The organism is Mesorhizobium sp. M0028 (genome assembly GCF_040323855.1).
Classification (GTDB): Bacteria; Pseudomonadota; Alphaproteobacteria; order Rhizobiales; family Rhizobiaceae; genus Mesorhizobium.
Map to the genome: position 1 here is coordinate 15,970 of NZ_JAMYVG010000003.1, position 26,234 is coordinate 42,203.

28 protein-coding genes are annotated in these 26,234 nt (G+C 63.0%); 13 read left to right on the forward strand and 15 right to left on the reverse strand.

Annotated elements, in window-relative coordinates; translation table 11 throughout:
* Nucleotides 1-144 precede the first annotated feature (144 nt).
* Both hutH and hutI read right to left on the reverse strand, forming a co-directional pair.
* Entirely contained in the window at nt 145-1,680 is a 1,536-nt protein-coding gene (gene hutH, locus NKJ93_RS07815) for a histidine ammonia-lyase (RefSeq protein ID WP_352495270.1), read from the reverse strand.
* The gene (hutI, locus tag NKJ93_RS07820; protein WP_352588448.1) at nt 1,677-2,927 is read right to left on the reverse strand and encodes an imidazolonepropionase; all 1,251 of its coding nucleotides are present in this window, start codon (nt 2,925-2,927) and stop codon (nt 1,677-1,679) included. Before hutI ends, hutH begins: the two co-directional genes overlap by 4 nt.
* 98 nt (nt 2,928-3,025) lie before the next feature.
* On the opposite strand from hutI, the gene NKJ93_RS07825 reads away from it, so the two are divergent.
* The gene (locus NKJ93_RS07825; RefSeq protein WP_352481270.1) at nt 3,026-4,378 is read left to right on the forward strand and encodes a formimidoylglutamate deiminase; all 1,353 of its coding nucleotides are present in this window, start codon (nt 3,026-3,028) and stop codon (nt 4,376-4,378) included.
* Nucleotides 4,375-5,136, forward strand: coding sequence for a histidine utilization transcriptional repressor HutC (gene hutC, locus NKJ93_RS07830; RefSeq protein ID WP_352481271.1), 762 nt, complete (start codon nt 4,375-4,377; stop codon nt 5,134-5,136). The genes NKJ93_RS07825 and hutC overlap by 4 nt, the downstream gene beginning before the upstream one ends.
* Nucleotides 5,137-5,317: 181 nt before the next feature.
* Here the strand turns inward: hutC and NKJ93_RS07835 are convergent, their stop codons facing one another.
* Complete coding sequence (locus tag NKJ93_RS07835; RefSeq protein ID WP_352481272.1) at nt 5,318-5,662, reverse strand: RidA family protein; 345 nt, start codon at nt 5,660-5,662, stop codon at nt 5,318-5,320.
* A gap of 224 nt (nt 5,663-5,886) precedes the next feature.
* On the opposite strand from NKJ93_RS07835, the gene aztA reads away from it, so the two are divergent.
* From aztA to NKJ93_RS07855, 4 genes are all read left to right on the forward strand, one after another.
* Nucleotides 5,887-6,702, forward strand: coding sequence for a zinc ABC transporter ATP-binding protein AztA (gene aztA / locus NKJ93_RS07840; RefSeq protein WP_352481273.1), 816 nt, complete (start codon nt 5,887-5,889; stop codon nt 6,700-6,702).
* The gene (gene aztB / locus NKJ93_RS07845; protein ID WP_352588850.1) at nt 6,702-7,577 is read left to right on the forward strand and encodes a zinc ABC transporter permease AztB; all 876 of its coding nucleotides are present in this window, start codon (nt 6,702-6,704) and stop codon (nt 7,575-7,577) included. The genes aztA and aztB overlap by 1 nt, the downstream gene beginning before the upstream one ends.
* 22 nt (nt 7,578-7,599) lie before the next feature.
* The gene (aztC, locus tag NKJ93_RS07850) at nt 7,600-8,526 is read left to right on the forward strand and encodes a zinc ABC transporter substrate-binding protein AztC (RefSeq protein WP_352588451.1); all 927 of its coding nucleotides are present in this window, start codon (nt 7,600-7,602) and stop codon (nt 8,524-8,526) included.
* 186 nt (nt 8,527-8,712) lie between these two features.
* Nucleotides 8,713-9,051, forward strand: coding sequence for a protein tyrosine phosphatase family protein (locus tag NKJ93_RS07855; protein ID WP_023674411.1), 339 nt, complete (start codon nt 8,713-8,715; stop codon nt 9,049-9,051).
* Between the two features lie 12 nt (nt 9,052-9,063).
* On the opposite strand, the gene NKJ93_RS07860 is transcribed toward NKJ93_RS07855, so the two are convergent.
* Nucleotides 9,064-9,531: an Lrp/AsnC family transcriptional regulator gene (locus NKJ93_RS07860; RefSeq protein WP_023717197.1), complete on the reverse strand. Its 468-nt coding sequence runs from the start codon at nt 9,529-9,531 to the stop codon at nt 9,064-9,066.
* Nucleotides 9,532-9,684: 153 nt separating this feature from the next.
* Here NKJ93_RS07860 and hppD point away from each other — a divergent pair, with 153 nt between their 5' ends.
* The 3 genes from hppD to NKJ93_RS07875 all read left to right on the forward strand — a co-directional run bounded on the left by hppD (nt 9,685) and on the right by NKJ93_RS07875 (nt 11,468).
* Nucleotides 9,685-10,800, forward strand: a complete 1,116-nt coding sequence (hppD, locus tag NKJ93_RS07865) for a 4-hydroxyphenylpyruvate dioxygenase (RefSeq protein WP_352588454.1) — start codon at nt 9,685-9,687, stop codon at nt 10,798-10,800.
* 69 nt (nt 10,801-10,869) lie between these two features.
* Nucleotides 10,870-11,094 carry a type II toxin-antitoxin system Phd/YefM family antitoxin gene (locus tag NKJ93_RS07870; RefSeq protein WP_023717195.1) on the forward strand — a complete coding sequence of 75 codons (225 nt, stop codon included), beginning with the start codon at nt 10,870-10,872 and terminating at the stop codon, nt 11,092-11,094.
* Complete coding sequence (locus NKJ93_RS07875) at nt 11,091-11,468, forward strand: type II toxin-antitoxin system VapC family toxin (protein ID WP_023717194.1); 378 nt, start codon at nt 11,091-11,093, stop codon at nt 11,466-11,468. The genes NKJ93_RS07870 and NKJ93_RS07875 overlap by 4 nt, the downstream gene beginning before the upstream one ends.
* Here the strand turns inward: NKJ93_RS07875 and NKJ93_RS07880 are convergent, their stop codons facing one another.
* From NKJ93_RS07880 to hmgA, 5 genes are read right to left on the reverse strand one after another with little or no spacing between them, the layout of a single operon-like run.
* Nucleotides 11,469-12,023, reverse strand: a complete 555-nt coding sequence (locus NKJ93_RS07880; RefSeq protein ID WP_352588457.1) for a DinB family protein — start codon at nt 12,021-12,023, stop codon at nt 11,469-11,471.
* Nucleotides 12,024-12,027: 4 nt separating this feature from the next.
* On the reverse strand, nt 12,028-12,321 hold the full coding sequence (locus NKJ93_RS07885; protein ID WP_352481275.1) for a hypothetical protein: 294 nt from the start codon (nt 12,319-12,321) through the stop codon (nt 12,028-12,030).
* On the reverse strand, nt 12,318-13,340 hold the full coding sequence (locus NKJ93_RS07890) for a fumarylacetoacetate hydrolase family protein (RefSeq protein WP_352588460.1): 1,023 nt from the start codon (nt 13,338-13,340) through the stop codon (nt 12,318-12,320). The genes NKJ93_RS07885 and NKJ93_RS07890 overlap by 4 nt, the downstream gene beginning before the upstream one ends.
* Before the next feature lie 48 nt (nt 13,341-13,388).
* Nucleotides 13,389-14,288, reverse strand: coding sequence for an MBL fold metallo-hydrolase (locus tag NKJ93_RS07895; protein WP_352481276.1), 900 nt, complete (start codon nt 14,286-14,288; stop codon nt 13,389-13,391).
* Between the two features lie 10 nt (nt 14,289-14,298).
* The gene (gene hmgA / locus NKJ93_RS07900) at nt 14,299-15,612 is read right to left on the reverse strand and encodes a homogentisate 1,2-dioxygenase (RefSeq protein ID WP_352588463.1); all 1,314 of its coding nucleotides are present in this window, start codon (nt 15,610-15,612) and stop codon (nt 14,299-14,301) included.
* A 137-nt stretch (nt 15,613-15,749) separates the two neighbouring features.
* Between hmgA and NKJ93_RS07905 the strand changes: the two genes are divergently transcribed.
* The gene (locus tag NKJ93_RS07905; protein WP_023717189.1) at nt 15,750-16,199 is read left to right on the forward strand and encodes a MarR family winged helix-turn-helix transcriptional regulator; all 450 of its coding nucleotides are present in this window, start codon (nt 15,750-15,752) and stop codon (nt 16,197-16,199) included.
* Nucleotides 16,200-16,398: 199 nt separating this feature from the next.
* On the opposite strand, the gene tdh is transcribed toward NKJ93_RS07905, so the two are convergent.
* Together tdh and NKJ93_RS07915 are read right to left on the reverse strand one after the other, a co-directional pair.
* Entirely contained in the window at nt 16,399-17,433 is a 1,035-nt protein-coding gene (gene tdh / locus NKJ93_RS07910) for an L-threonine 3-dehydrogenase (protein WP_023717188.1), read from the reverse strand.
* 68 nt (nt 17,434-17,501) lie between these two features.
* The gene (locus tag NKJ93_RS07915) at nt 17,502-18,689 is read right to left on the reverse strand and encodes a glycine C-acetyltransferase (protein ID WP_352548954.1); all 1,188 of its coding nucleotides are present in this window, start codon (nt 18,687-18,689) and stop codon (nt 17,502-17,504) included.
* Between the two features lie 265 nt (nt 18,690-18,954).
* On the opposite strand from NKJ93_RS07915, the gene NKJ93_RS07920 reads away from it, so the two are divergent.
* A complete protein-coding gene (locus NKJ93_RS07920) occupies nt 18,955-21,027 on the forward strand; it encodes a putative bifunctional diguanylate cyclase/phosphodiesterase (protein ID WP_352588466.1) in 2,073 nt (690 codons plus the stop codon).
* 5 nt (nt 21,028-21,032) lie between these two features.
* Here the strand turns inward: NKJ93_RS07920 and NKJ93_RS07925 are convergent, their stop codons facing one another.
* Together NKJ93_RS07925 and NKJ93_RS07930 are read right to left on the reverse strand one after the other, a co-directional pair.
* The gene (locus tag NKJ93_RS07925) at nt 21,033-21,275 is read right to left on the reverse strand and encodes a type II toxin-antitoxin system Phd/YefM family antitoxin (RefSeq protein WP_023717185.1); all 243 of its coding nucleotides are present in this window, start codon (nt 21,273-21,275) and stop codon (nt 21,033-21,035) included.
* Between the two features lie 20 nt (nt 21,276-21,295).
* Entirely contained in the window at nt 21,296-21,724 is a 429-nt protein-coding gene (locus NKJ93_RS07930) for a MarR family winged helix-turn-helix transcriptional regulator (protein WP_023674397.1), read from the reverse strand.
* 117 nt (nt 21,725-21,841) lie between these two features.
* On the opposite strand from NKJ93_RS07930, the gene NKJ93_RS07935 reads away from it, so the two are divergent.
* Nucleotides 21,842-22,249, forward strand: coding sequence for a hypothetical protein (locus tag NKJ93_RS07935; protein WP_023717183.1), 408 nt, complete (start codon nt 21,842-21,844; stop codon nt 22,247-22,249).
* Between the two features lie 141 nt (nt 22,250-22,390).
* Here NKJ93_RS07935 and NKJ93_RS07940 read toward each other — a convergent pair whose 3' ends face one another.
* A complete protein-coding gene (locus NKJ93_RS07940) occupies nt 22,391-24,436 on the reverse strand; it encodes an oxidoreductase (RefSeq protein ID WP_352481281.1) in 2,046 nt (681 codons plus the stop codon).
* A gap of 114 nt (nt 24,437-24,550) precedes the next feature.
* Between NKJ93_RS07940 and queF the strand changes: the two genes are divergently transcribed.
* Entirely contained in the window at nt 24,551-25,012 is a 462-nt protein-coding gene (queF, locus tag NKJ93_RS07945; RefSeq protein WP_023717181.1) for a preQ(1) synthase, read from the forward strand.
* Between the two features lie 29 nt (nt 25,013-25,041).
* Here queF and NKJ93_RS07950 read toward each other — a convergent pair whose 3' ends face one another.
* Nucleotides 25,042-26,226, reverse strand: coding sequence for a mandelate racemase/muconate lactonizing enzyme family protein (locus tag NKJ93_RS07950; RefSeq protein ID WP_352588470.1), 1,185 nt, complete (start codon nt 26,224-26,226; stop codon nt 25,042-25,044).
* Nucleotides 26,227-26,234 lie beyond the last annotated feature (8 nt).

Sequence of the window (26,234 nt, forward strand, 5' to 3'; positions counted from 1 at the left end):
TTGACTTTGAAAATTTCGGTATTGCCGGGCTGAGGTTGGCGGGACAGCGCCGCCCTCTGTCCTGCCGGACATCTCCCCCACTTGGGGGGAGATCAGCTAGCGTCGAGGGTTTCGCCAACGTCCGACCTGTGGCGGCGTACAGTCTCACGACGTCACTCCCGGCAGCTTTACCGCGCTTGCCGCTTCCACCGCCGCGCCGCTGCGTACCATGGCGATGGCCTTCTCCATGTCGGGATGGAAGTGCCGGTCGTTGTCGAGATGCGGCACCTCTGCCCTGACCAGCCGGCGCACCGCCTCCAGTGCCGCGCTCGAGGCCAGCGGGGCATGGAAATCGCAGCCTTGCGCCGCGGCCAGCAATTCGATGCCGATGACGGCCGTCGCATTCTCGACCATGCCGATGAGCCGGCGCGCGCCATGTGCCGCCATCGAGACGTGGTCTTCCTGGTTGGCCGAGGTCGGGATCGAATCGACGCTGGCCGGATACGCTTTTTGTTTGTTTTCCGAGACGAGCGCCGCGGCTGTCACTTGCGGGATCATGAAACCGGAATTCAGACCCGGCTTGGGCGTCAGAAAGGCCGGCATGCCCGACAGCGCCGGGTCGACCAGCATGGCGATGCGCCGTTCCGACAGCGAGCCGATCTCGCAGACGGCGAGCGCGATCATGTCGGCGGCGAAGGCCACCGGCTCGGCGTGGAAATTTCCGCCAGAAAGCGCTGTGTCGTCCTCGGCAAAGATCAGCGGATTGTCGGTGACGCCATTGGCCTCGGTGCCGAGCGTATCGGCGGCCTGACGCAGCACGCTGAGTGCTGCGCCCATCACCTGCGGCTGGCAGCGCAGGCAGTATGGGTCCTGCACGCGCTCGTCGCCGACGCGGTGCGATTCACGGATGGCGCTGCCGGCCATCAAATTACGCAACGCCTCGGCCGTCTCGATCTGGCCGCGATGTTTCCTGAGCAGATGGATGCGTGGATCGAACGGCGCGTCGGAGCCCTTGGCGGCATCGGTCGACAACGCGCCGGCGACCAGCGCTGACTGATAGAGCACTTCCGCCTCGAACAAAGCCGCCAGCGCATAGGCGGTCGAAAACTGCGTACCGTTGAGCAGCGCAAGGCCTTCCTTGGCGCCCAATATCACCGGCTCCAGGCCGTGCGAGACAAAGGCGACCTTGGCCGGGAAGCGGCCATGCGGGGTAAAGCATTCGCCGACACCGATCATCACCGCGGTCATGTGCGACAGCGGCGCGAGGTCGCCGGAAGCGCCGACCGAGCCTTGCGCCGGCACCACGGGGATAACGTCGTTGGCCAGCATCGCCTCGAGCAGCTCGATCGTCCGCGGCCGCACGCCGGAGGCGCCCTGGGCCAGGCTGGCCAGCTTCAGCGCCATCATCAGCCGGCAAATTGCCAGCGGCATCGGCTCGCCGACGCCGGCGGCATGCGACAGCACGATGTTTCGCTGCAGCGTCTCGAGGTCGGCGGCGGGGATGCGCACGCTGGCCAGCTTGCCGAAGCCGGTGTTGATGCCGTAGACCGGCTCGCCCTTGGCAACGATCCTGGCGACGGCCTCGGCGCTGGCCTTGATCTTCGGCCGGCAGGCATCGTCGAGCCTCAGTGCGGCGCCGCGATAGATGGCGCGCCAATCGGCCAGCTTGGCATTGCCTGGCCTGAGCTTGAGTTCGGTCATTGTCCCCTCCAGATGCGGGCATGCAGCGGGTTGAAGCCCATGCGGTAGACGAGTTCGGCCGGGCGTTCGACGTCCCAGATCGCCAGATCGGCGGATTTTCCGACCTCCAGCGTACCGGTCTGTCCAAGCAACCCGAGCGCGCGGGCAGCCTCGCGCGTGACGCCGGCAAGGCATTCATCGACGGTCAGGCCGAACAATGTCGCCGCCATGTTCATGGTCAGCAGCAGCGAGGTCAGCGGCGAGGTGCCGGGATTGTTATCGGTGGCAACGGCCATCCTGACGCCATGCTGGCGAAACAGGGCGATCGGCGGCTTCTTGGTCTCGCGGATGAAGTAGTAGGCGCCGGGCAGGATGGTCGCCACGGTTCCTGCCTTCGCCATCGCCGCCGCGCCCGCCTCGTCGGTATATTCGAGGTGATCGGCCGATAGCGCACCATAGCGTGCCGCAAGTTCCGCGCCGTGCAGATTGGACAGCTGGTCCGCATGAAGCTTGACCGGCAGGCCCGCCGCCTTGGCCGCATCGAACACGCGAGAAATCTGCTCCGGCCAAAAGGCGATGCCTTCGCAAAAGCCGTCGACGGCATCGGCCAGGCCCTCGGCAGCGACGGCCGGCAAAATCTCGTTGGCGACAAGATCGATAAAGGCGTCCTTGTCGCCTTTTGCTTCGGGCGGCAGCGCATGAGCGCCGAGGAGAGTGGTTCTGACCGTCACCGGCCGCTCACCGCCCAGCCGTCGCGCGGCGCGCAGCGACTTCTTCTCGTTTTCGAGGTCGAGACCGTAGCCGGATTTGATCTCGACGGTGGTGACGCCTTCGGCGATCAGCGCGTCGAGGCGTGGCAGCGACTGGGCGACCAGCTCGTCCTCGCTCGCGGCGCGCAGTGCCTTGACCGAGGAAACGATGCCGCCGCCGGCCTTGGCGACCTCCTCATAGGTGGCGCCGGCCAGCCGCATCTCGAATTCATTGGCACGGTTGCCGGCATGGACCAGATGGGTGTGGCAGTCGATCAAGCCAGGCGTGATCCAGCGGCCTTCGCAGTCGGTCGCCTCGGCGTCTTTGCCAAGTGCTCTGGGGCGGAGCGCTGCCGGCATGTCGGCTTCCGACCCGGCATAGACGATCCGGCCGTTGCGCACGGCGATTGCACCGTGCTCGACGACGCCTAACCCGGCGCTGCTATCAGCCATGGTCGCGAGGCGCGCATTGCGCCAAAGGCGAAGCTCCCGTGCCCGGTTTTTGCTCTCTCCAGCCATCATCTTTTCCGTTTCAATCGGGAGTTATTATGTATATACATATCAAAAGGCACTGCAAGCGCTATCATCACATGGCCAACCGGGATTTGGAGAAAGACGTGACGGCGATTTTTGCGGAACAGGCACTTCTGCCCGACGGCTGGCGCAGCGATGTGCGGATCGTAGTCTCCGACGGCAAGATCGCAACGGTCGAGGCGGATACCTCGCCTCTGCCTGGCGACGAGCGCCATTCTATCCTTTTGTCCGGCATGCCGAACCTGCACAGCCATGCCTTCCAGCGCGGCATGGCCGGCCTTGCCGAATTGCGCGGCCCTTCCGCCGACAGTTTCTGGAGCTGGCGCGAGGTGATGTATCGTTTCGCGCTGTCGATGACGCCGGACCAGGTCGAGGCGGTCGCGGCGCAACTCTATGTCGAGATGCTGGAGGCCGGGTTCTCGCGCGTCGGCGAGTTTCACTATTTACACCACGACCGCGACGGGCGGCCCTATGCCAATATCGCCGAGATTGCGGAGCGCATCGTTGCCGCAGCGTCCGAGACAGGCATCGGGCTGACTTTGCTGCCCGTCTTCTACGCGCATTCCTCTTTCAACCGCGCTGCGCCAAATGAAGGCCAGCGGCGATTCATCAACGATGTGAACCAGTTCTCGCGGCTTGTTGAGAAAAGCCGCGAATCCCTTCGCGCGTCGACTCAGGCTGTCGTCGGCGTGGCCCCACACAGCCTGCGTGCCGTGGCACCCGAGGAACTGGAAAACATCACGGCGATGGCGCCGGAGGGGCCGATCCACATCCACATCGCCGAGCAGATGAAGGAGGTCGAGGACTGCCTTGCCTGGTCCGGGGCGCGGCCGGTCGAATGGCTGCTTGCCAATGCCAAGGTCGACCAGCGCTGGTGCCTCATCCACGCCACCCACATGACCGACACCGAGACGACCGATATGGCGAAAAGCGGCGCCGTTGCCGGCCTCTGCCCGATCACCGAGGCCAATCTCGGCGACGGCACCTTTGCCGCGCCCCTTTTTATGCAGCATGGCGGCCGCTTCGGCATCGGCTCGGATTCCAACGTGCTGATCGGCCTGCCCGACGAGTTGCGCCAGCTCGAATATTCGCAGCGCCTCGCCCACCGCGCCCGCAACGTGCTGGCGGTGGCCGGCGGATCGACCGGTCGCGCGTTGTTCGATGCGGCGCTCGAGGGTGGCAGTTCCGCGCTGGGCGCCGGCGCCTCGCGGATCACTGCCGGTGCCTCGGCCGATCTCGTCTCGCTCGACGGCAAGCATCCATCGTTGGCGGGCAAGGCAGGTGATGCGATCCTCGACGCCTGGATTTTTGCCAACGGCACCAAGATCGATTGCGTCTGGGTGCATGGCAGGAAACTGGTCAGCGACGGCAGGCATGCAAGACGCGATGCCATTGCCGAGCGCTTCCGCAAGGTGATGACGGCGCTTTCGGCATGAGCATGATCGAGGCGATAAGCGCGGATTCTGGAAGCGCGGACGGCGGCGAGGCCCTTTCGCTACACCGGCGCATCCTGTCGGACATCAGCGAACGGATCCTGTCCGGCGCCTGGGCGCCCGGCCACCGCATTCCGTTCGAGCATGAACTGACGGAAGAATACAGATGTTCGCGCATGACGGTGAACAAGGCGCTGTCGCAATTGGCCAAGGCCGGGCTGATCGAGCGCCGGCGTCGCTCCGGCAGTTTTGTCCGCCGGCCGCAATCGCAGGCGGCCGTTCTCGAAATCCACGACATCCGAATCGAGGTCGAGGCACTTGGCCTGCCCTACCGCTACGAGCGCGTGGCGGGAAGCAGAAGGCGCAGCAGTGCCGACGATCGCGCCCTGCTGGAACTCGACGTCGCCGGGCCGGTGCTGGCGCTGGAATGCCGGCATTTCGCCGGCAACCGGCCGTTCGCCCACGAGCAGCGGCTGATCAACCTGGCTGCCGTGCCGGAGGCCGCCGAAGAGGCGTTTTTCGACACGGCGCCCGGTCCGTGGCTGATCGGCCGTGTGCCATGGAGTGCGGCCGAGCATCGCATCCGCGCGGTTGCAGCCGACAAGCATATCGCGGCGGCTCTCGACATCGCGACCGGCGCGCCGTGCCTGGTGATCGAGCGGCGAACATGGAGCGCCGAGCACCCCGTCACCCATGTCCGGTTCACCTACGCGGCCGAGAGCCACACGCTGGTGGCGCGGTTCACGCCGTCGCAGGGGTGAGCATTTCAACTGAGGGTCAGACCCCCTCACCCGGATTGCCGACCGAATTGCGAAGAGCATTCGGGGCAATCCGACCTCTCCCCGAGGGGAGAGGAGATCGCTGGTGCCAGCGCCAGTCTCTTCTCCCTCGGGGAGAAGGTGGCCGCAAAGCGGCCGGATGAGGGGGAACCTACGGAGCTGCTCAAATCGCCGCGGTGACAATGATCTCGACCAGATATTCCGGTCCGGCAAGCTTGGCCTCGCCGGTGGCGCGGGCCGGCGTGTTGCCCTGCGGTACCCATTTGTCCCACTCGGCGTTCATCTCGGCAAAGGTGCTCATGTCGGCCAGCCAGATGATCGCCTGCAGGATCTTGGTCTTGTCGGTGCCGGCCTTGGCCAGCAATTCGTCGATCGCCGCCAGAATGTCTTTTGTCTGGGCGCCGACGTTTCCACCCGGCTTGCCGACCTGACCGGCCAGATAGACGGTGTTGCCGTGGATGACGATCTGGCTCATGCGCGGGCCCACATCGATGCGACGAATGCTCATTGGGTATTCCTTCTCTTGTCCGGCTTTCTCTTGTCGGCTGCGCCTGTTTAGGATCGCTGCTGGCTTCGAGCAAGGCCGCTCGAGCGGAACCTCTTGAGCCAAGCCAAAGCGGACAACATGACGGCCCGGCCGCAATTCCGCCCGATTGGCTTGTTGACTAATGTAATAACATCACATATCGAATCCGCCCCTGCAGCACCGATCGTCGCCCCATGGATCGTCACATGAGCCAAACCTGCCTGACCTTCCGCGACCTGACGCTGGGCTATAACAGCCATCCTGCGATCCACCACCTCAATGGTACGATCCGCAAGGGGTCCTTGACGGCGGTCGTCGGCGCCAACGGCTCCGGCAAGTCGACGCTGATGAAGGGCATCGTTGGCGTCCTGAAGCCGATGGCCGGCGCGGTGATCCGGGCGCCCGGCGTGCGCGCCGCCTACCTGCCGCAGCAGTCCGAGCTCGACCGCTCCTTTCCGGCCCGGGTCGTCGACCTGGTTTCGCTTGGCCTGTGGCCGCGGCGTGGCATGCTCGGCCGCTATACCAGGGAAGATCGCGACTCGGTCAGCAAGGCGCTGATGGCCGTCGGCCTCGGCGGTTTCGAGAAGCGGCCGATCGACACGTTGTCGGGCGGCCAGCTGCAGCGCACGCTGTTTGCCCGCGTGCTGTTGCAGGATGCCGAGCTCATCCTGCTCGATGAGCCGTTCAATGCCGTCGACACGAAGACCGTCGGCGACCTGATCGCACTGATCAAGCGCTGGCATGGCGAGGAGCGTACGATCATGGTGGTCGTCCACGATCTCGACCTAGTGCGGCAGAATTTCCCCGAAACACTGCTCCTGGCGCGCCAGCCGGTCGCCTGGGGCGAGACCAGAGAGACGCTGCGGCCGGAGAATTTGTTGCGCGCGCGCCGCTTCCACGAAGCCTGGGAGGACAACGCGCCATGGTGCGAGCCTGGCGAGCATGATCACAGTGTGCACGATCACAGCAGCCACGAGCATAGCCATGACCATCATCACGGCTCCGGGCCGAGGGCGGCATGATGGACGTGCTTTACGGTCTTTTCGTCGCCCCGTTTGCCGACTACGCCTTCATGCAGCGGGCGCTCGCCGGTTCGATGATGCTGTCGCTCGGCGCCTGCCCGGTCGGCGTGTTCCTGATGCTGCGGCGCATGAGCCTGTCCGGCGACGCCATGGCCCATGCCATCCTGCCCGGTGCTGCCGCCGGCTTCCTGTTCTATGGGCTGGAGATCCTGCCGATGACCGTCGGCGGGTTGATCGCCGGCATCATCGTGGCGCTCGGCGCCGGTGCCGTCTCGCGCTTCACCATCCAGCGCGAGGACGCCTCGATGGCGGCCTTCTATCTGATTTCACTGGCCATCGGCGTGCTGATGGTGTCGATCCGCGGCTCCAGCGTCGATCTTATGCATGTGCTGTTCGGCACCGTGCTGGCGCTGAACAACGAGGCGCTGACGCTGATCGGCGGCATCGTCGTGGTGACGCTGGTCAGCCTCGCCATCTTCTGGCGAGCGCTGGTCGCCGAATGCCTCGACCCCTTGTTCCTGCGCTCGGTCAGCCGGATGGGCAGCCCGGTGCATTTCATCTTTCTCGGCCTCGTCGTGCTCAACCTCGTCGGCGGCTTCCAGGCGCTCGGCACCTTGCTGTCGGTCGGGCTGATGATGCTGCCGGCAGCGGCGGCCCGCTTCTGGAGCTCGCGCGTCGAGCCGATGTGCGTGCTGGCGACAGTGATCGGCTTTGCCTCTTGCATTGCCGGGCTGCTGTTGTCCTATCATGCGTCGCTGCCCTCCGGCCCGGCCATCATCCTGTCCGCCGGCGTCGTCTATTTCGCCTCGATCCTGTTCGGGACGCGCGGCATCCTGCGCGCCCGCATCATCCATCACCGCCACAGAACTGCCTGATCCCAATGAAGGAGACTTGTCCATGCTGAAATCGATCCGCGCCGCTTTGGCCGTGAGCGTTATAACATTAACCGCCTTTGGCGCATCTTCGGCTTTCGCGGGGCCGTTGAAAGTGGTCGCCAGTTTCACCATCATCGGAGACTTCGCCAAGAATGTCGGCGGCGACCGGATCGATCTGACCACCATCGTCGGGCCGAACGGGGATGCGCATGTCTACGAGCCGAGCCCAGCCGATGCGGTGGCGATGGCCAAGGCCGACATCGTGCTGGTCAACGGCCTGCATTTCGAAGGTTTTCTGCAGCGCCTGGTCGACGCCAGCGCAACCAAGGCGACCGTCGCCGTGCTGACCAAGGGCGTCACGCCGATCAATTTCAAGCCCGAATTCGCCGAGGCCGACGCCCACGCCGATGGTGAGACGGCAACCGATCCGCACGCCTTCCAGTCGATCGCCAATGCCAAGATCTATGTGAAGAACATCGCCGACGCCTTCTGCACGGCCGACGCTGCGGGTTGCGACAGCTACAAGGCCAATGCAGCCGCCTATACGCAAAAGCTCGATGCGCTCGAGGGCGAGGTACAGGCAGCGATCCAGTCGATCCCGCAAGAGAAGCGCGTCGTCATCACCTCGCATGATGCCTTCGGCTATTTCGAGCAGGCCTACGGCTTGACGTTCCTGGCCCCGGAAGGCGTGTCGACCGAGTCGGAGCCCTCCGCCGCCGACGTCGGCAAGCTGGTCAGCCAGGTGAAACAGGACAAGGCGGCGGCGATCTTCGTCGAGAACATCACCAATCCGCGGCTGATCGAGCAGATCGCCAGCGAGACCGGCATCAAGGTGGGCGGCACGCTCTATTCCGATGCGCTCTCACAGCCCGACGGCCCGGCCTCGACCTATATCGACCTGATGCACAACAACATCGCCCAGATCAAAGGCGCGATCCTCGGCAGCTGAGCCGACCGATCCGGTTCATCCAGCCGGGCTGGCGCATGATGCGTCCTGGCGACATGCGGCGTTAGCCCGGCTGGATTTCCGGCATCGAAATCTCTATGTGCGCGGATGGATTTCTTTTCGCGCGGATTGCCGACCGGGTCAGGGAGTGGCAAGACTGCCGCTAACCAGATTGCGAGGACCCCAGCCATGGAATACCGTCAGATCAGCGAGGACTATTCGGTCTCGGGCCAGATCCAGCCCGAGGATGTCGCGACCATCAAGGCCGCCGGCTTCAAGAGCGTGATCTGCAACCGGCCGGACGACGAGCAGCCCGGCCAGCCATCGGCCGACACCGTCAAGGCGGCGGTCGAGGGCGCCGGGCTCGCCTTCCGCTACATCCCCGTCATCAGCGGCCAGATCACGGCCGAGAATGTCGAGGACCAGGCTGAGGCGCTCGACGAACTCGAAGGCCCGGTGTTCGCCTATTGCCGGTCCGGCGCCCGCTGCACCAATCTCTATGGGCTGATCCAGCAGTCGAAGGGGTGAACGTTCGCGCCCTCAGATCGGCAGCGCGCCGGTCTCCTTCAACGTCTCCAGCACGATCGCCGTCTTCACATGCTGCACCGATTCGTGCGGGAGCAGCACGCTGTTGACGAATTCCGACAGCGACTTCAGGTCCGGCGTCACCACTTTCAATATATAATCCATCTCGCCGGTCAGCGCGTGCGCTTCCTGCACTTGCGGCAGCCGCGCCACTAGTTCGCCGAAACGCCGCGCATTGTCGCGGTTGTGGGTGGCGAGCGTCACCGAAATGACGTTGACCAGGGAAAAGCCGAGCTTGTCGCGGTCGAGCACCGCCCGGTAGCCCTTGATATAACCGTCCTCCTCCAGCCGCTGGCGACGGCGCGAGCATTGCGACGCGGACAGGTTCACCCGTTCCGACAAATCGTTGTTGGTCAACCGCGCGTCGGCCTGCAGCAGAGCCATTATCTTGCGGTCAAACTGGTCAATGCGCGCTTCATCCATGGATTTCGACCCGGTCATGCACAAGTTGCGCATGATCGGAACATTTCAAGCGTTTGAATGCAAGCAATTTGCACTCGCTCCGCGCTATGATTGGGCTCAGATATGGCCGATGCGGCCAATGCCAGATTTCGGGCCAGATTTCGGAGCAATGCCATGGGTCCCTTCCCGCACGACGCACCGCCCGCCAAGATCAGCAAAACCAATCCCGCCGGCACCGACGGCTTCGAATTCGTCGAATTCGCGCATGCCGAGCCGGAAAAGCTCGCCGAGCTTTTCACCCGCATGGGCTACGTGCCGGTGGCCAAGCACCGCAGCAAGGACATCACCGTCTGGCGGCAGGGCGACATCAATTATGTCGTCAATGCCGAGCCCGGCTCGCATGCGATGAAATTCGTCGACAAGCACGGCCCTTGCGCCGCCTCGATGGCTTGGCGTGTGGTCGATGCCAAGCATGCGTTCGATCATGCCGTTGCCAAGGGCGCGACGCCCTATGAAGGCGCCGTCAAGTCGCTCGACGTGCCGGCAATCGTCGGTATCGGCGGATCGCTGCTCTATTTCATCGAAACCTATGGCGAGAAGGGCTCGGCTTACGACGCCGAGTTCGACTGGCTGGGCGAGCGCGATCCCAGGCCGGAAGGCGTCGGCTTCTATTATCTCGACCACCTGACCCACAATGTCTATCGCGGCCAGATGGACAAATGGTGGGATTTCTACCGCGACCTGTTCGGCTTCAAGCAGATCCATTTCTTCGACATCGACGGCAAGATCACCGGCCTGGTCAGCCGCGCCATCACCTCGCCCTGCGGCAAGATCCGCATCCCGCTCAACGAGTCCAAGGACGAGACCAGCCAGATCGCCGAATATCTGAAGAAGTACAATGGCGAGGGCATCCAGCACATCGCCGTCGGCACCGACGACATTTACGGCGCCACCGACAGGCTGGCCGCCAACGGCCTGAAGTTCATGCCGGGCCCGCCCGAGACCTATTACGACATGTCTTATGCCCGCGTGAACGGCCATGAAGAGCCGATCGAGCGCATGAAAAGGCACGGCATCCTGATCGACGGCGAAGGCGTCGTCGACGGCGGCACGACCAAGATCCTGCTGCAGATTTTTTCAAAGACTGTGATCGGGCCGATCTTCTTCGAGTTCATCCAGAGGAAGGGCGACGAAGGTTTTGGCGAGGGCAATTTCCGCGCTCTGTTCGAATCCATCGAGCAGGACCAGATCAAGCGCGGCGTGCTGAAGGTGGACGGCAAGGCAGCGTAGCCAGTTCGGCCGAGGTGCCTTGTGGTTTGATCAGTTATGACCTAAATTCTGGTCATAAAGGATCGAGTCATGAATGTTTCCATTGCCGAAGCCAAGGCCAAATTGTCGGAACTCGTCAGCCGTGCGGAAGCCGGCGAGGAGATCGTGCTCACACGCCACGGCAAGGTGGCGGCGCGTATCGTACCTCCGGCAGTGGCCGAATCCCTGCCGCGTATCGGCGCATTGAAGGGCAAGATCTGGATTGCGGACGATTTTGATGAACTCGGCCCCGAGTGGGATGAGTACGTGAAATGACGGTCGGCCCGTTTCTCGCCGACACACACATCATCCTCTGGTCGATTTCGGACGATCGACGTCTCAGCGAGCACCACCGCGCTATTCTGGCTTCGGAAGCGGTGGTGTTCGCGAGCGCGGCTAGCGTCTGGGAAATTGCCATCAAACGCTCGATCAGAAAACTCGATGCGCCGGACGACCTGCCAACGCTGCTTCCAAGGATGCAATTTCAGCCGCTCGCCGTAACCTTCCAGCACGCAAACGCCGTCGGCAGCCTACCCCACCACCATGGTGATCCGTTCGACAGACTTCTGATTGCGCAGGCGCAAATGGAGAATCTCACCATCCTTACATCCGACCCGCATTTCGCCAGTTACGATGTGGCTTTGGCATAATTAGCCAAGCAGTTGGTCTCGCAGTCCCAGCCGCTCGACTTCGGCTTTCCTCAACTTAACATCGTAATCGAGGAAGAACTCGTCGAGTTGTGGCGGTTTCACCGAGGTGCCAGACAGCATCGCGTGCACCTGGCCGCGATGATGGATGTCGTGGATGAAGAGATGGGCGAGCAAATCGCCGATCCGCTCCGGTATCATGCCGTCCTCGCGCCGATCAGTGACGACGCGGCGTTCGAGATCGTCCGCCGACAGGCGGTCGCAAAAAGCGATCAGCCGCCGGTCGGCCTCCGCCCGCTTGCCAAAGAGCGTGTCCGCTTCGTCGAAGCGCAAGAACTCATCATAGGCCGCGGCGCCGACGCCGCCCTCTTCGAGAAAATCGAGATAGAGGTGATCGACCGCCAGAATGTGGTTCAGCGTTGCCTTGATCGACGGGAAGAAGCTGGTTCGCTCGGCTTCGAATTCACCAGGCTTAAGCTGCAGTACGGCGCCATAAAGCCGGTCGTTCGACCAGAGATTGTTGCGCGCCATGCGGCGGAAATGGTTCAGCAGGTCCATGACTTCACGCAGCTGACCGGACCAACGACAAGCCTGCCCCCATTAGCAGGAATCCAGCGAGAACAATCAGCAGCAGCCCGATCATGCGCCGCCGCATGCCTTGCGTTTCCTGGTCACGCGCGACGTTCGTGTTGGTGACGGTGTGAAACATCATCGCCTTGCGCGGAAAGCCGCTGCGGTTGGTCAGGCCGGGCGAGCGCGCCTCGATGCGATAGCTCAGCCGGATCGCCGGGATGAAGATCGCCAGCATGACAAGGGCCCAGACACCGCACAGGAGATAGAATGTCTCGCCTGTCATTCTCTTGCCCCCTCGTATTTCTCGACCTTCTGCTCGATGGCGCCGAAGATCGAATGCCCGCCCCTGTCCTTCATCTCGATGCGCACGGTATCGCCAAAGCGCAGAAACGGCGTCTTCGGTTCGCCGGCTTCGATGGTCTCGATCATACGCAACTCGGCGATACAGGAATAGCCGGCGCCGCCCGCCGAGACAGGCTTGCCCGGCCCGCCATCGAGCTTGTTGGAGACGGTGCCCGAACCGACGATGGTGCCGGCGGCCAGCGGCCGCGTTTTTGCGGCATGGGCAATCAGCGCCGGAAAGTCGAAGGTCATGTCGATGCCGGCGTTCGCCCGGCCGAACGGTTTGCCGTTGAGATCGACCAGCAGCGGCAGGCTGACCTTGCCGCCGTCCCAGGCATCGCCCAGTCCGTCCGGCGTCACCGCAACCGGCGAAAAGGCTGATGACGGTTTCGACTGGAAGAAGCCGAACCCCTTGGCAAGCTCGGGTCCGGTCAGGCCGCGCAGCGTCACGTCGTTGACCAGCATGACCAGCCGGATCGCTGCCCGCGCCTCGTCGAGGCCAGCGCCCATCGGCACGTCGTCGACAATGACGGCGACCTCGCCTTCCAGGTCGATGCCAAGGGTCTCGTCGATCATGCGGATTGGGTCGCGCGGTGCGAGGAAGGCGTCCGAACCGCCCTGGTAGATCAGCGGATCGGTCCAGAAGCTTGCCGGCATCTCGGCGCCGCGCGCCTTCCGCACCAGCTCGACATGGTTCACATAGGCCGAGCCGTCGGCCCATTGGTAGGCGCGCGGCAGCGGCGAATGGGCGTCGTGCTCGTGAAAGCGAGCCGACGGCACCGCATTGTTCTCCAGCGATTCGGCCATGGCGGTGAGATGCGGCGCGATCCGACGCCAGTCATCGAGCGCGGCCTGCAGCGTCCGCACCAGGAACGACGCATCGGTAAACCGCGTCAGGTCGCGCGAGACGACGACGAGTTTTCCGTCGCGCGTCCCGTCCTTCAAGGTGGCAAGCTTCATGCGGTTTCCTCTCCTGGCGCAGCTTTGGTGCTGCTTTGATTTTTTGTTCTAGGCATGATCTCTTCCGAAAACCGGTTTCCACTTTTCGAGATCATGCTCCAGCCCCACAACAAGGCCGTCGCGGGCGATCGTCAAGTCGCCGGCCCATGTTTTCCTGACGGCGGCAATCCAGTCGGCCTCGCCGATCTCGGGATCGTCGGCGGGAATGAGATGGTTGAGGACCAGTCTTTTGACGCCTGCATCGCTGGCGATGCGGCCCGCTTCCTCGGCAAAGCTGTGGCTGGCAAGCAGGTGTTCCCTCAGTCTTGCACCGTTGCCGGTCTTCGCGACCAACCGCTCGATGCCCTCTTCCAGCATGGCCTCGTGGACCAGGACGTCGGCGCCTTCGGCGAAATCCGACAATGGCGGAAAGAACGCCGTATCGGACGAGAAGACGATGCTTTGCCCGGCTTGCTCGAAGCGCAGCGCAAAGCAGTCCGTCACCGGCGGGTGGTCGACACGCAAGGCCGATATTTTGAGACCGCGCTCTTCCGCCACCTGCCCTTCACCAAACTCGACAATCGAGACCAGGTCGCGGAGATCCGGCCGCCCTTCGTCGGCGATGCGGATCTCGATGTCGAACTCCATCGCCTGGCAAAAGCGCTGCCAGTAGTAGCCGATGCCGGGCGGGCCGAATACGGTGACCTTTGTCCCCAGGCCGGCCGTCCATGCGGTGTGGATCAACGGTCCGAGTTCCAGCACATGGTCTGAATGCAAATGCGTGATGAAGATCAGGTCAAGCGCCTTCAGACTGACGCCGGCATCGGTCAGCCCGCGCGTTACGCCCAGCCCGCAATCGACGACGAGGGTGCGGCCGCCAATCTCCAGCAGCGATGAACTCGGCCACGGTCCGCCCGGCCGGAGCGCCGGACCACCCTTCGAGCCAAGAAGCACCAGACGATCCATCATGCGACGGCGCTCAAGACCAGTCGCCCTCGGGCGTGCCGTTGAAGCGTTTCTTCAGATCGGCCCAGCAGTCGATATAATTGTCCTGCCGGGTTTCGAGCTCGGCGCCATAGCGGGTCACCATCTGCGGGAAGCGTGTCTCGAACATGAAGGCCATGGTGTTGGCGAGCTTGACCGGTTTCAGCTCCGCGCGCGAGGCCTTTTCGAAGCCAGGCGCATCGGGTCCGTGGGCCAGCATCATGTTGTGCAGGCTGATGCCGCCGGGCACAAAGCCCTCTTCCTTGGCATCGTACTGACCATGGATCAGGCCCATGAACTCGCTCATGATGTTGCGGTGATACCACGGCGGCCGGAAAGTGTTTTCCGCCACAAGCCAGCGCGGCGGGAAGATGACGAAATCGATATTGGCGGTGCCTTCCTCGCCGCTCGGCGCGGTCAGCACGGTGAAGATCGATGGGTCAGGATGATCGAACAAGATCGCGCCGACCGGCGAAAAGGTCGCAAGATCATATTTGTAGGGCGAATAATTGCCGTGCCACGCCACCACATCCAGCGGCGAATGATCGATCTCGGTGACATGGAACTGGCCACACCATTTCGCGATCAGCCGGCACGGTGTTTCCTTGTCCTCGAACCAGGCACAGGGCGTCTTGAAATCGCGCGGATTGGCCAGGCAGTTGGCGCCAATCGGGCCGCGATCCGGCAGCGTCAGCTTGGCGCCGTAATTCTCGCAGACATAGCCACGCACTTGCGGATCCACCAGTTCGACCTTGAACACCAGGCCGCGCGGCAGCACGGCGATCTCGCCCGGCCTGAGTTCGATGACGCCCATCTCGGTGACGAAGCGCAAGGCTCCAACCTGCGGCACGACCAGCAACTCGCCATCGGCGTTGAAGAAATGGTCGTCGGCCATCGAACGGTTGGCGACATAGACATGTGCCGCCATGCCGGTCTGGCCGAGCACGTCGCCGGCGGTGGTGATCGAGCGCATGCCGGCGATGAAGTCTGTCGGCTCTTTCGGCATCGGCACGGGGCTCCAGCGATACTGGCCGAGAGCGAGCTGGTGGTCGCCGACGTTCGGCGCGCTTTTCCACAGCGGATAATTCGCCGCTTTGAAGCGACCGGTATGCCTGACGCTCGGCCTTATCCGATAAAGCCAGGAGCGCTCATTGGTGCCGCGCGGCGCAGTGAAAGGAGAGCCCGAAAGCTGCTCGGCGTAGAGGCCGTAGGCCGGCCGCTGCGGCGAGTTGCGTCCTTGCGGCAGCGAGCCCGGCAAAGTCTCGGTCTCGAAGTCGTTGCCGAAACCCGGCATGTAGGAATAGGCCATGGCATCCTCCCTGGATACTGACAGAGCGCGCTCCTCGCCTCCGATGGCTGCGGCACTCAAGCATTGACCAAACTGGTTTCATCTGTAACCATTGAAAATGTAACTATCAACCACGGCGTCTGCCGGGATACAAAATCATGGACGTCCTGGAACTCGAAAGCTTCCTGCCCTACCGGCTCTACCGTCTCGCCGATGCCGTCAGCCGGGAATTCTCCAGGATATACAAGGACCGTCACGGCCTGACCCGACCCGAATGGCGCACGCTGGCCGGGCTCGGCCAGCACGGCACCATGACCGCGACGGAACTCGGCGAGCAGTCGGCCATGCACAAGACCAAGGTTTCGCGAGCCGTCGCCGAGCTCGAACGGCGCCGCTGGCTCACTCGCACACCGGATGGAAAAGACAGGCGGGTCGAGCATCTGACGCTGACCCGAGCTGGCCTTGTCGCCTATCGCGAGATGGTGCCGCTGGCTAAAGCGTTCGAGCTGGAATTGCTTGCGAGGCTGAGCACGGAACAGCGAGCGGCCGTTGTCAGCGGAGTGGCGGCCCTGGAGATGGCGTTGCCGGATCGACGAAAGGAGCTGTGAAAGCTGCTACGCAGCGATCGTTCACACCCCCTCTGTCCTGCCGGACATCTCCCCCTCAAGGGGGGAGATTGGACGTCGCTTCGGCTTTCGCCAATCTCCAAAGAAGAGCGATGTCGGCGAAGCTGCCAATCTCCCCCCTTGAGGGGGAGATGGCCGGCAGGCCAGAGGGGGGTGCTGTCCCGCCAACATTTCTGATCGCCTACCAGTCCATCACCACCTTGCCGGAATTGCCGCTCTTCATCGCTTCGAAGCCGGAAACATAGTCGTCGATGCCGATGCGGTGGGTGATCAGGCCGCTGACATCGAGAGGACCCTGCACCAGCGCAATCATCTTGTACCAGGTCTCGAACATCTCGCGGCCGTAGATGCCCTTCAGATGCAGCATCTTGAAGATGACCTTGTTCCAGTCGATTTCGAAGCCGGTCGGCGCGATGCCGAGAATGGCGATCTTGCCGCCATTGTTCATGGTGTCGATCATGTCGCGGAAGGCAGGGGCTGCGCCCGACATTTCGAGGCCGACGTCAAAGCCCTCGGTCATGCCAAGCGCCGGCATCACGTCGCGCAGCTTTTCCTTCGATGCGTCGACGACATGCTGAACGCCAAGCTTTTTCGCCAGTGCCAGGCGCACCGGGTTGATATCGGTGATGACCACTTTTCGCGCGCCGACGCACTGCGCCACCAGTGCACCCATGATGCCGATAGGCCCGGCGCCGGTGACCAGCACGTCCTCGCCGACGAGATCAAAGGACAATGCGGTGTGAACAGCATTGCCTAAGGGATCGAAGATCGCCGCGATCTCGTCGGGCACGTCGTCGGGGATCGGCACCACATTGTGCTGCGGGATCGCCAGGTATTCGCCAAAGGCGCCCGGCCGGTTGACGCCGACGCCGAGCGTGTTGCGGCACAAATGCCCCCTGCCCGCCCGGCAGTTGCGGCAATGGCCGCAAACGATATGGCCTTCGCCGGAAACGCGCTGGCCGAGTTTGTACTCGGTCACCGCCGCACCGAAATCGGCGACGGTTCCGACAAATTCGTGGCCGGTAACCATCGGCACCGGCACGGTCTTTTGCGCCCACTGGTCCCAATTATAGATGTGGACGTCGGTGCCGCAGATCGCCGTCTTCCTGATCTTGATCAGCACGTCGTTGGGGCCGATCTCCGGCACCGGCACTTCTTCCATCCAGATGCCCGGCTCGGCCTTGGCCTTGACCAGCGCCTTCATCATGTTCGACATTCTTTTGTTCCCCAGAACCTTAGTCGCTTGAACCTCTTGATCCGGAATCGCTTTTCGGTTCCGGCCGTTCAGGAAATCACGCCGAGTTCCCGACCGACTGCGGCGAACGCCTCAACCGCGCGATCGATGTCTGCGCTGGAATGGGCGGCCGACATCTGCGTGCGGATGCGCGCCTGGCCCTTCGGCACCACCGGGAACGAGAAGCCGATGACATAGATGCCGCGCTTCAGCATCCGCGCCGCCATCTCCTGCGCCAGCGTCGCATCGCCAAGCATCACGGGGATGATCGGGTGGTCAGCGCCGGCCAGGGTGAAGCCGAGCTTGCCCATCTCGGACCGGAAATGCCCGGCATTGTCGTAGAGCCTCTTCCGCAATCCATCCCCGACTTTGATCAGTTCGAAGACCTTTATCGAGGCGCCGGCGATCGCCGGCATCAGCGTGTTGGAAAAAAGATAGGGCCGCGAGCGCTGGCGCAGCCAGTCGACCACCGGCTTCCTGCCCGACGTGTAGCCGCCCGACGCTCCGCCCAATGCCTTGCCGAGCGTACCGGTGATGATGTCCACCCTGCCCTCGACGCCACAATGTTCGGCCGAGCCACGGCCATTCCTGCCGACGAAACCAACTGCATGGCTGTCGTCGACCATCACCATCGCATCGTATTTGTCGGCGAGGTCGCAGACGCCCTTCAGATTGGCGATGGTGCCATCCATCGAGAACACGCCGTCGGTGGCGATCAGCCGGAACCGGCAGTCGCTCGCGTCTTTCAACCGCGCCTCCAGATCGGCCATGTCGTTGTTGGCGTAGCGGAAGCGCTTTGCCTTCGACAGCCGCACGCCGTCGATGATCGAGGCGTGGTTCAGCGCATCGGAGATGACCGCATCCTCCTCGCCGAGCAGCGTCTCGAACAGGCCGCCATTAGCGTCGAAGCAGGAGCCGTAGAGGATAGTGTCCTCCATGCCGAGGAAATCAGAAATGGTCGCCTCGAGCTGCTTGTGTTCTTCCTGCGTGCCGCAGATGAAGCGCACCGACGCCATGCCGTAGCCGTAACGGTCGAGCGCCTGCTTGGCTGCTTCCCGCAGTTCGGCGCTGTCGGCGAGGCCGAGATAATTATTGGCGCAGAAATTCAGCACCTTCTCGCCGCCCACCTCGATCTCGGCCGATTGGGTCGAGGTTATCACCCGCTCGGATTTGTAGAGACCTGCCGATTTCAGTCCTTCAAGCTCGCTGTCGATGTGGGAAAGGAATGCTTCGGTCATGATCAGGCCCTGTTGAGATCGATGAGGACTGTCGCGCCGCGCGGACGAAAAATCCATCGCAAAAGCGACCGCTTCGGTGGCGGCAATGGCACGGCAGAGGCCACGATGTTCAAATGCAGAGGCGCCGCGAAAGATTGCAATAACCACTTTGCGGGTTTCCCGCCACGGTCGTCGCCGCCGGCCTGTTGCCATCCCAAAGCTGTTAACACTTTGAAGCCAAAGGTTGTCGCACAAGAATTCGTTGGCGAGAGGGCCGACTCGGAAAATGTCGCAGCAGCCGGTGCACGCCGTTTCGGGCAGGCTTATACTCCTGATCAAGTCCGGCTACTGGCTGGCTCTGCTGATCATAGCCGCCATGGTAGTGGCGTCCTTCATCCTGCTGCAACAGGTGATGGCGACCCAACGGCACAATCAGGCGCTGCTCGATATCGTCAGCACACAAAAAGCCCTGTCGCAGCGCATCGTCTTCCTTGCCGGCGCAACAGGCAGCGCCTCGCGCGATCAACAGCACGCCCTGGTTAGCGCGCTCAAGCAAGCGACAGTGGAGTTCGAGAAGAACTACGATCTGCTGCTCGAGCGGACCGCCGCCGATCCGGTGTCGCCGGCAAGATTCGATCCGAAATCGATCGAGAGCGTGCTTTTCGCCAAGCCGTACCATCTCGACTATTTCTCGGTCGGGCTTATCGCCAACGGCGAGCGTCTGATCTCTTCATTCGAATCGCGGCTCAACACGACCGGCAGCGGCGGCTACAAGGGCGGAGAGGAGCGCGTTAATCTGGACGCTTCCGTTGCCAACGCAACATTGTCGGGCTACGCAGCACTCGGCCAGCGCATCAGCGCCTACGCGGACCAGCGCTCCGAAAGGCTCCTCGATCTTCATCGCACATTGTTCCATTCGACCATCGGCGTCATCCTGCTGGTGGCACTTTTCATTTTCCGGCCGATGTCGAATGCCATCTTGCGCCGGACGCGCGAGCTGGTCGATGCACGCAATTCCATGGCCTTCATTGCCGTGCATGACGGGCTGACCGGCCTGCACAACCGTACCTTCCTGACCGACCATTTCGATACGTTCATCAGTGGTGCGCAGCGAAGGCGTGAGCGGGTCGCCGTAGTGCAGTTCGACCTCGACCGGTTCAAGCAGATCAACGACACGCTCGGCCACGCCGCTGGCGATTATGTGCTGGTGGTGGCCGCGCAGCGCATGCGCGATTCCTGCCGGACGTCGGATCTCAACGTGCGTCTCGGAGGCGACGAATTCGTTGTCGTCCTCAACGACGCCGGCAGCACCGCGGACATCGATATCGTCGCCAGACGCATGCTGGCCAAACTCAATGAGCCGGTCATCTTCCAAGGCACGACGATCCATCCAGGCGTAAGTGCCGGGATTGCGGTCTACCCCGTCGACGCCGACAATGCGCAGGACCTGCTCGTCCATGCCGATCTGGCACTCTATTCAGCCAAGAGGCAGGGCGGCGGCAGTTTGTCGTTCTTCTCCGATGAGCTGAGGCGCGAACTTGATAATCGCAAGCAGCTCGAACTCGACATCAGGATCGCCATCTCTGAGAAGGCGTTCGAAGTCTATTTCCAGCCGCAGGTGTCGCTGTCGGATGGCGCTATCAGTGGCATCGAGGCTTTGGTTCGCTGGAGGCATGCCGAGCGCGGCATGATCGCGCCGGGCGAGTTCATTCCGATCGCAGAAAAATGCGGCTTGATGCCCGAGATCGGCCGCATCGTTATTGCCAAGGCGATCGACGAAGCAGCCGAATGGAACCGCGCAGGCATCGCCTTCGGACGGATCGCCGTCAATGTGTCCGGCTCGGAGCTGCGCGAGACAGATTTCGAAGTCTTCCTGTTCGGTACGCCGGAGAGGGCTGGCCTGCCCGCGCACAAACTATCGCTGGAGATCGTCGAATCCGTTATTCTCGATGACGAGAAGACCGGTATCGCGGCAAAGCTGCGGCACATCCGCGCCGCCGGCATCCATCTTGAGCTCGATGATTTCGGCACCGGCTACGCATCGCTCAGCCATGTCAATCCAAACGAGATCGACCGGCTGAAGATCGATCGCCGTTTCGTCCAGAACATCAACGAGAACAGCGGCAACACCAAGATCGTGCGTGCCCTCACCGAGCTCGCCCGCGGTCTCGGCATCTCGATCGTCGCCGAGGGCGCCGAAACCGAAGCCGAGCTCGACTCGCTGATGGCGATCGGCTGCGACCAGGTGCAAGGCTATTCCATCGCTTTCCCGATGCCACCGGACAGGGTGCGCGAATGGCTGGTGGCCCGGGCGCCCAAGAAGGCCAGGCTGACGGTGCTGCAGGGCAGCCGGGCGTAGATCCGTCATGGTTCGGGCTTGCGAACCGACCTGATGAGCCGAGGCGGAAGGTCATCCTCATCACCGGGAAATGCTGCCAGCAATTGTCCAATGTTGGGCACACGCGCCAGTTTTTCGTAGTCCTGAAATGACAAAATGACCGCCTGCTTGCGGCCGCGCCGCGTGATGGCCGCCGGTTCTCCCGCGACGACCTGATCGAGCAGCGCCGAGAGTGTAGTCCTGGCATCCTTCAGCGAAATTTCGCGCATAGCGTTTTCCTAGCCTAATTCTAACCTTCGACATTGGCCCGCAGCGCGGCCAGCACCTGTGCAAACTCCGCCAACCTGTCGTCGGATAATCCCTTCCGCAGCCGCTTGTCGAAGGCTAACGCGGCGGTGCGCAATTTCAGGAACAGCGCTTCTCCGGCTTGGGTCAGCTCCACCTGGTGAACCCGGCGATTTTCGGGATCGCGGCGCCGCATCAGCAGGCCTTGCGTCTCCATGGCGTTGAGATGATGGGTCAGTGTTGCGCCCCGAATACCGATCATGCCGGCGAGCTCGCGTTGGTTGGCCAGCTCCCGCGACTTGACCGACAGCAAAGTCACCCAGACCGGCAGCGTGCCCCCCGCCTCGACCAGGGCAGCGTCGAAAGCCTGCGCGACCAGCTTGGCGGTGCGGGCGAGATTCATCCCGATCGGCGGGCGGTCAAAGGGCGTCATGATCCGACACTAGAACAAGGGCAAAGCCTATGGAACCGGCTCGAGCTTATGCGTTGACATCTAATCATTTGATATCTATCCATATGGTTAGCGGTGGGCAAGAGAGGAAATGCGGTCATGCAATATGTCTACATCATCGTCCTCGGCCTTCACGTCATGGCGGGTGTGTTCTGGGCCGGCACCACCATCGCGGTTGCCCGCGAACCGGAGATCCGGGCGGAACGTTTCTTCCGGCCGCAAATGGGCGCGGCCGGCGTGGTTTTCCTCACGGGTTTGCTGCTCTGGTATTTCTTCCACAACGGCTCCTTCGGCTCGATGGAGAAGGTCCTGGCGCTGGGCATCTTGACTGCCTTGATTGCCGCCGGGGTCCAGGGCGCACTGGTGGGTTCCGCCAGCAGGCAGTTGGCCGGCGCTGATGCGGCGACGCAAACCCAGTTGCGCGCGAAGATGACAAAAGGCGAACGCATCGCCGGCGGGCTGCTGGTCATCACCGTGTTCTGCATGGCTACCGCCAGGATGTTTTGAGCGGCCTGCCGCAATCGCAAGATCGTACGGTGTCCGGCCGCAAGCCGGCGGCGTGCGCGGCGCGCAGAACGAGCCGAAGTACCGTGGTGGCTCTCCGTACGGAGGTTCGGCTGCGCGCCACCAATCAATCCAAAATATTCCTCAGATTCGCAAGCCGAACCTGATGCCGTCATAGATGGCGGCGTGGATGTTGCGCGAGGCTACTGCATCGCCGATGCGGAAGAGCACGAAACCGGCGTGAGGATTGCGCACGGGAAAGATGTCGCCGCCATTGACCAGCTTTTCGTAGTCGATCGCGCCGGCGTTCTTCGACAGCGGCTTCAGCGCCAGATAGAGATCGTCGAGCGGCAGCGTGCCGTGCTCGACCACCACCTGGTCGACGCGGCGCTCTCCGCGCCAGCCATCAGCGAAGTCGGAGGCGAGCTCGGCGATCAGCTGGTTGCCCTCGCGCCGCACCGAACGCAGCCGTGTGTTGATGGTCACCGTGACACCCTTTTCCTGGAAGGCGCGCATGTAAGGCACATGGTTCATGCCGCCCATTTCCGGCGCGAAGAAGCGCTCTGGTGAAACCAGCTCCAGCCTGGCGCCGCTGTTGGCGATCAGTTCGGCAGCACCCATGCCCTGATGGCCGCCATTGTCGTCATAGAGCAGCACGTTCTCGGCCGGCTTGACGCTGCCGGCCATGATGTCCCAGCTCGAGGTGACGAGATCGTCGCCCGCAGTCAGAGGCGGGTTCTGCGGCAGGCCGCCGGTGGCGATCACCACCACGTCCGGCGACAGCGCCAGCACGTCGTCCTTCTCCGCCCAGGTGTCGTAGCGGATCTCGACGCCGAGCCGGTCCAGCTCGGCCAACCGCCAGTCGATGATGCCGATCAATTCCTTGCGGCGCGGGTTCTGCGTTGCCAGCCGCACTTGGCCGCCGGCCTGGCTCGATGCTTCCAGCACCGTTACCTGGTGCCCGCGCTCGGCGGCGACCCGCGCTGCCTCCAGCCCGCCGGCGCCGGCGCCGACCACGACCACCTTTCGCTTCGGTCCCTCGGTTTTCGGGATGATATGCGGGATATCAGCCTCGCGGCCCGTTGCCGCATTGTGGATGCACAGCGCCTCACCGCCCTCATAGATGCGGTCGAGGCAGTAGGTTGCACCGACGCAAGGACGTATCTCGTGCTCGCGGCCCTCCATCACTTTTTTGACGATGTGCGGGTCGGCGATATGGGCGCGCGTCATGCCGACCATGTCGAGCTTGCCGGTGGCGATGGCGTAACGCGCGGTGGCGACGTCGGAAATCCGCGCAGCATGGAAGGTCGGGAATTTCGTCGCCGCCCTCACCTCGCCGGCGAAGTCGAGATGCGGCGACGACCGCATGCCGGTCACCGGAATGACTTTTGTCAGCGCGGCATCAGTCTCGATCGAGCCACGGATGATGTTGAGGAAATCGACCTTGCCGGAGCCGGCCAGCCGCCTGGCGATTTCGACGCCTTCCTGTTTCGACAGGCCTTTCTCGAAATCCTCGTCGGCGACCATGCGGATGCCGACGACGAACTTTTCGCCGACCGCGGCACGCACCGCATCGAGCACCATTCCGGTGAAGCGCAGCCGGTTGTCGAGCGAGCCGCCGAAATCGTCGTCGCGCTGGTTGGTGGCCGGCGACCAGAAGCCGTCCATCAGGTGGCCGTAGGCCTCGAATTCGATGCCGTCGAGGCCGGCAGCCTGGCAGCGCTGGGCGGCCGCCGCGTAGTCGGCGACGATGCGCTCGATATCCCAGTCCTCGATAATCTTGGGAAAGGCGCGATGCGCCGGTTCGCGCACCGGCGAAGCCGACAGCACCGGCAGCCAGTCGGCCTTGTTCCAGCCGGTGCGGCGGCCGAGATGGGTGATCTGGATCATCACCTTGCAGTCATGCTCGTGGCAGGCATCGGTAAGCTCGGCGAGCCACGGCACGATGCGGTCGTCATAGACATGCAGATTGCCGAAGGCGGCCGGGCTGTCGCGCGAGACGATCGCCGAGCCGGCGGTCATGGTCAGCGCCATGCCGCCCTTGGCCTTTTCGGCATGGTAGAGCCGGTACCGCTCCTTTGGCATGCCGTCCTCAGAATAGGCCGGCTCATGGCTGGTCGACATCACCCGGTTCTTCAGCGTCAGATGCTTGAGCTGATAGGGCTGGAGGAGCGGGTCGTTGCTAGTCATCGTCTTCCTGCTGTTTCAAATTGTGCTAATGAGCGGCAAATTTTTGTTTTTACGCATGTCGCTATCCCAAAATCGCTGCGCAGTTTTGGGCGACATGCAGCAAGGAACCTGCTCATGACCGATACGAAAAACCTCACCCAACTCGGCACCAACGTCGAGGCGCCACAGAGCCCTGAAGCGGCAGTCCTGGAAACCGTGCCATTTTCGCGCGGCGACGGCCCGCCGGCCATCGTTCGCTTCACCTGCCCGGAATTCACTTCGCTCTGCCCGGTCACCGGCCAGCCGGACTTCGCCCATATCGTCGTCGACTACGCACCCGATGCGCTGCTGGTGGAATCGAAGTCGCTCAAGCTGTTCATGACCTCGTTTCGCAACCATGGCGCGTTCCACGAAGAATGCACCGTCATGATCGGCCGCCGCATCATCGCCGCGACCAAGCCATTGTGGTTGCGCATCGGCGGCTACTGGTATCCGCGCGGCGGCATTCCGATCGACGTGTTCTGGCAGACGGGCGCCCCGCCGGAAGGTGTGTGGCTGCCCGACACCGGCGTCGCCCCCTATCGCGGGCGCGGGTGAGCCTGAGTTTCTGAGGAAAATACGTTGCATCAGTTGAGCGGGAGCCGCCGGTAGCGGCCGGGATTGTTCGGGTCGCTGAAATGGCCCATCGGCCCGTGTTCGGCGAAGTGGCCCGCCCAGCGTTTCATCGCAGCCGGATCGAGTTCGACGCCCAGCCCGTCACCCTCCGGCACGCGCACCGTATTGCCCGTCTGGCGGAAAGGACCGTCCTTGATGACATCGCCGATCTGCCAGCGAAACAGCGACTGCGATGCTTCGGTGATCCACGGTGTCGCCGCCACGACGTGCAGATAAGCCGATGTCATGATGCCGAGATCGTTCGAATAGCACCAGAACCCCTTGCCCATCGCCTCACAGGCGGCGATGAATTTCAGAGTTTTCGACAATCCGCCGAGTACTGCGAAATTGCAGACGAAGTAATCCGGCGCACCGAGCGCGACTGCCCGTCTGAGATCCGGGATGTGCGTGGAGAACGGAATGCGCGAATGCTGGCGCAGCGCTGCCATCTCCTCGAAGGTCGCGACCGGATCCTCGTAATTGCGGATGTTGAACGGCTCGATCTCGCGCAGTACCCAGCGCGCTGTGGTCAGCGACCACTGCATGTTGGAATCGAGTTTGATCTGCGCCTTATCGCCAAGCGCCTCGCGCAGCATGCGCACTGTCCTGATCTCGAGCTCGGGATCGCCCATGATCAGCTTGCCCTCGAAGATCGTCGAGCCGTGCTGTTCTCGTATGCCGAGACAATAGTCGACGATCGCTTCGGCGGTCATCTCGCCGCCGGCTCCGCCTTGAGCGGGGCGAAAGGCGAAATATTCCGAAAACGGAATGTCCTTGCGCACCGCGCCGCCGAGCAGCTTATAGAGCGGCATGCCGAAGACCTTGCCTCTTATATCCCAGAGCGCCAGTTCGATGGCGCCGAACGCCACCGTGGCTGCGTTCTCGCCGGTGTTGGCGGTGATCTGCCAGGGCGGCACACAGCGCGCCTCGCAGTCGGCGATGTCGAGCGGATCGGCGCCAATCAGCGCCGGCGCGATCTCGGCCTTGATCACCTCGCCGAAATGCCACCATGGCGCCTCGCCCAGTCCGACCACGCCTTCGTCCGTCTCGACCTCGATGATCGATTTCGAGGCGCCGCCGTAGAGACCAGCCGTCCACCAGAACGGAGCATCGAGCGGGACGTTGACGTGGGTGACGCGGATGTTGCTGATCTTCATCGGTTCCG

Excerpts from the sequence above, each read along its gene's own strand:
- aztC (WP_352588451.1), top strand. The coding sequence starts at position 7,600 with ATGCTGAAATCGATCCGCGCCGCTTTGGCCGTGAGCGTTATAACATTA.
- NKJ93_RS07925 (WP_023717185.1), bottom strand. The coding sequence starts at position 21,275 with ATGCGCGAAATTTCGCTGAAGGATGCCAGGACTACACTCTCGGCGCTG.
- hutI (WP_352588448.1), bottom strand. The coding sequence starts at position 2,927 with ATGGCTGGAGAGAGCAAAAACCGGGCACGGGAGCTTCGCCTTTGGCGC.
- hmgA (WP_352588463.1), bottom strand. The coding sequence starts at position 15,612 with ATGGCCTATTCCTACATGCCGGGTTTCGGCAACGACTTCGAGACCGAG.
- NKJ93_RS07835 (WP_352481272.1), bottom strand. The coding sequence starts at position 5,662 with ATGAGCATTCGTCGCATCGATGTGGGCCCGCGCATGAGCCAGATCGTC.
- hppD (WP_352588454.1), top strand. The coding sequence starts at position 9,685 with ATGGGTCCCTTCCCGCACGACGCACCGCCCGCCAAGATCAGCAAAACC.
- aztA (WP_352481273.1), top strand. The coding sequence starts at position 5,887 with ATGAGCCAAACCTGCCTGACCTTCCGCGACCTGACGCTGGGCTATAAC.
- NKJ93_RS07860 (WP_023717197.1), bottom strand. The coding sequence starts at position 9,531 with ATGGATGAAGCGCGCATTGACCAGTTTGACCGCAAGATAATGGCTCTG.
- hutC (WP_352481271.1), top strand. The coding sequence starts at position 4,375 with ATGAGCATGATCGAGGCGATAAGCGCGGATTCTGGAAGCGCGGACGGC.
- NKJ93_RS07930 (WP_023674397.1), bottom strand. The coding sequence starts at position 21,724 with ATGACGCCCTTTGACCGCCCGCCGATCGGGATGAATCTCGCCCGCACC.
- NKJ93_RS07885 (WP_352481275.1), bottom strand. The coding sequence starts at position 12,321 with ATGACAGGCGAGACATTCTATCTCCTGTGCGGTGTCTGGGCCCTTGTC.
- NKJ93_RS07940 (WP_352481281.1), bottom strand. The coding sequence starts at position 24,436 with ATGACTAGCAACGACCCGCTCCTCCAGCCCTATCAGCTCAAGCATCTG.
- NKJ93_RS07855 (WP_023674411.1), top strand. The coding sequence starts at position 8,713 with ATGGAATACCGTCAGATCAGCGAGGACTATTCGGTCTCGGGCCAGATC.
- NKJ93_RS07870 (WP_023717195.1), top strand. The coding sequence starts at position 10,870 with ATGAATGTTTCCATTGCCGAAGCCAAGGCCAAATTGTCGGAACTCGTC.
- hutH (WP_352495270.1), bottom strand. The coding sequence starts at position 1,680 with ATGACCGAACTCAAGCTCAGGCCAGGCAATGCCAAGCTGGCCGATTGG.
- NKJ93_RS07890 (WP_352588460.1), bottom strand. The coding sequence starts at position 13,340 with ATGAAGCTTGCCACCTTGAAGGACGGGACGCGCGACGGAAAACTCGTC.
- NKJ93_RS07895 (WP_352481276.1), bottom strand. The coding sequence starts at position 14,288 with ATGATGGATCGTCTGGTGCTTCTTGGCTCGAAGGGTGGTCCGGCGCTC.
- NKJ93_RS07935 (WP_023717183.1), top strand. The coding sequence starts at position 21,842 with ATGCAATATGTCTACATCATCGTCCTCGGCCTTCACGTCATGGCGGGT.
- tdh (WP_023717188.1), bottom strand. The coding sequence starts at position 17,433 with ATGTCGAACATGATGAAGGCGCTGGTCAAGGCCAAGGCCGAGCCGGGC.
- NKJ93_RS07880 (WP_352588457.1), bottom strand. The coding sequence starts at position 12,023 with ATGGACCTGCTGAACCATTTCCGCCGCATGGCGCGCAACAATCTCTGG.
- NKJ93_RS07950 (WP_352588470.1), bottom strand. The coding sequence starts at position 26,226 with ATGAAGATCAGCAACATCCGCGTCACCCACGTCAACGTCCCGCTCGAT.
- NKJ93_RS07875 (WP_023717194.1), top strand. The coding sequence starts at position 11,091 with ATGACGGTCGGCCCGTTTCTCGCCGACACACACATCATCCTCTGGTCG.
- NKJ93_RS07920 (WP_352588466.1), top strand. The coding sequence starts at position 18,955 with ATGTCGCAGCAGCCGGTGCACGCCGTTTCGGGCAGGCTTATACTCCTG.
- queF (WP_023717181.1), top strand. The coding sequence starts at position 24,551 with ATGACCGATACGAAAAACCTCACCCAACTCGGCACCAACGTCGAGGCG.
- NKJ93_RS07915 (WP_352548954.1), bottom strand. The coding sequence starts at position 18,689 with ATGACCGAAGCATTCCTTTCCCACATCGACAGCGAGCTTGAAGGACTG.
- aztB (WP_352588850.1), top strand. The coding sequence starts at position 6,702 with ATGGACGTGCTTTACGGTCTTTTCGTCGCCCCGTTTGCCGACTACGCC.
- NKJ93_RS07905 (WP_023717189.1), top strand. The coding sequence starts at position 15,750 with ATGGACGTCCTGGAACTCGAAAGCTTCCTGCCCTACCGGCTCTACCGT.